General features: G+C 45.1%; 1 protein-coding gene and 1 pseudogene. Both read right to left on the bottom strand.

The window, feature by feature from the left end; genetic code table 11:
- Positions 1-138 (bottom strand): annotated as a pseudogene (locus tag DW862_RS26575) (conjugal transfer protein TraG); the annotation flags it as partial.
- Positions 122-1,774: a group II intron reverse transcriptase/maturase gene (ltrA, locus tag DW862_RS25540; protein WP_005647985.1), complete on the bottom strand. Its 1,653-nt coding sequence runs from the start codon at positions 1,772-1,774 to the stop codon at positions 122-124. The pseudogene DW862_RS26575 and the gene ltrA, both read right to left, overlap by 17 nt.
- Positions 1,775-2,417 lie beyond the last annotated feature (643 nt).

Genomic DNA, 2,417 nt, shown 5'->3' on the forward strand with positions numbered 1-2,417 from the left:
ATCGGGTAAGTCAAGGGCATTGCTGCCCCCTTCTCCCCTAAGAACCGTACGTGAGAGTTTCCCCTCATACGGCTCAAGCAACTCAATATTTCTATTTGTTGTTAGAAATCGGCTCATACTTTCAACATTTTCGTTTATTTCGCTTGTAGCAGTTGTTGTGGACAAGTTGCCGTACAATCGAACCACCAACAGATATTTCGTTGACGTTCCATGCTTTTGTACAGTCTATTTCCTTGCCACATAACGGACAAATCCGGTTCTGCTTGTTCCATAAATATAAGAGAGACTTACGTCCTTTGAGAGATTCCAGCATTTGTTGCTCCTTACGCTGAGAGAAATAATCATCGTATTCCGGGTCAAAAGGATTTGCCTCTCCCTTGACTTGCTTGTACGGAGTATAATGTATATCCGACAATCTTTTAAGGGTCAGGTAGTTCACTTTCATACTTTTCGTTTCATATTTCCACGCAAACGTCCATTTGCGTCCCCGAATTTCATGCCAATACCTGTCTGCGACCCAAGACTTGCGTTTCTTAGGGTGACGACGTAAGGCCCATTTCTTCGTGAGATTATAAATGTGGTAGTCGCAACCATGAAAAGCATCGGTCGATGCACCATATCGGTAATAGTTACCCCATCCTGTGATTACAGGATTGAGCATTCGTATCAGCGATTCCTGCTTACACATCTTATGTCCTTTGACTATGTCACTGATTTTTGCCCTAAAGCGTTTCTGTGCGTCTTTGGACGGAGATGTGTATAGCTTTTTGCCGAACTTCCTTACATTGAAACCCAAGAAATCAAATCCGTCATATATGTTCGTAATAGTAGTTTTCTCTTCGGATAAGGTAAGACCTCTTTCTTTGAGAAATTCTATCACTATTGGTTTGACTTCGTTTTCCAATAGTTCCTTATCTCGGCCTGTGATTATAAAGTCGTCAGCATAGCGAATAAGATTTACCTTGTAATGGAATGTCTTGTTGTTACGCCATAGTCTTTTGAATCTTTTAGCCAAGAGCGGCTGAAGCCCGTCAAGTACCATGTTTGCAAGTGTCGGTGATATGATACCTCCTTGTGGCGTACCCTCTTCTGTCGGGAATAGTTTTCCGTTGAACACAGCTCCACATTTCAACCATTTTCTGAGTATTGTCTTATCCATAGGGATATTCTCAATGAGCCAGTCGTGGCTGATGTGGTCGAAACAGCCTTTTATATCTCCCTCCAAAATCCATTCGGGAGAATGTTGGCGGTTTAAAACCGTATCAATCTGACGGATTGCGTCCATTGTCCTGCGCTTCTTTCGGAAGCCGTAGGAGAAACGGTCGCCTGTCGTTTCGGCTATCGGTTCCAATGCCATGAGATATAAAGCCTGCATCGCCCTGTCTTTCATGGTCGGTATTCCCAACGGTCGGAGTTTACCGTTCTTTTTCTTGATGTGAACCCTACGGAGTGGCTGCGGATTGTAGCCACGGCGTTTCAGTTCACTGATTGCTTTGTACTTGCGCTTGGGAGAGTCCCAAAGCTGTTTATCTACTCCAGACGTTTTCTTCCCTTTGTTGGAAGTAACCCTCTTTACAGCCAATGCCTTGGCGTAAAAAGAGTGAGTGAGCATCCATTGCAAGGCTTTCACCTTGTTATGTCTGCCTTCTTTCTGAGCCTTTACAATACGCGCTTGAAGCTTTCGGACATAGGCTTCGCACTTGGACCAGTTCATACCGTCCCAAGTCAGATTCCTGTTGTCAGCAGGCGCACACGATGTCTTAGTTTCGTTCATTTGCTTTCCTCCTTTTGAAAGTTCTAAAAGTTATCTTGTAAAGAGTTACCATATACGGAAGTCTGCCCACTTTCGTGTCGGATGATGTTATCCACAATCAGCCCGTGATGTCGATTCAATCCGTATCCTCCCCATTACAGGGAGGCGTTCGCTTTCTCCGTTATCTCATACCTGCACCCCTTTCGGCTTGCCTTGCGGTTCGCTTACTCGCGTTGTTACGAGAGAGATACAGGCTTGCCCTGTTCCACGTAATTGACAAAAGGATAGTTTAGGTTCTGTCAAGTCCACCGGCAGTGCCATGTCCGTGTAACCCCAACATGGGCAGGGGTTATCCGACTGCTTACCTTTTGGTGAGAGCTAAAGTATCTTCCGCTCCTTCAAACCTCACGATGGCTAAAGACAGTTCACTTATGTTAACCATGCTATCCAGCCTCGCCACTCGGCAGTATGATACTAACCGCCCTTGACGTTCCCTCACGGTTCAGTCTTGTCCTTTCGGAGAGTGTACTTTGTCCTATAAGCTTGGCACAACCCATCACTGGAGATGCACCTTATAGTAGGCTACCGCTGACGGAACAGCGGGTTAAATCATGCAACTAATATCACTGTTTAACAATCAATTACGCGACTTTACAGGTCACAC

The organism is Bacteroides sp. AM37-9, assembly GCF_003603455.1.
GTDB classification, from domain to species: Bacteria; Bacteroidota; Bacteroidia; order Bacteroidales; family Bacteroidaceae; genus Bacteroides; species Bacteroides xylanisolvens.

Excerpts from the sequence above, each read along its gene's own strand:
- ltrA (WP_005647985.1), bottom strand. The coding sequence starts at position 1,774 with ATGAACGAAACTAAGACATCGTGTGCGCCTGCTGACAACAGGAATCTG.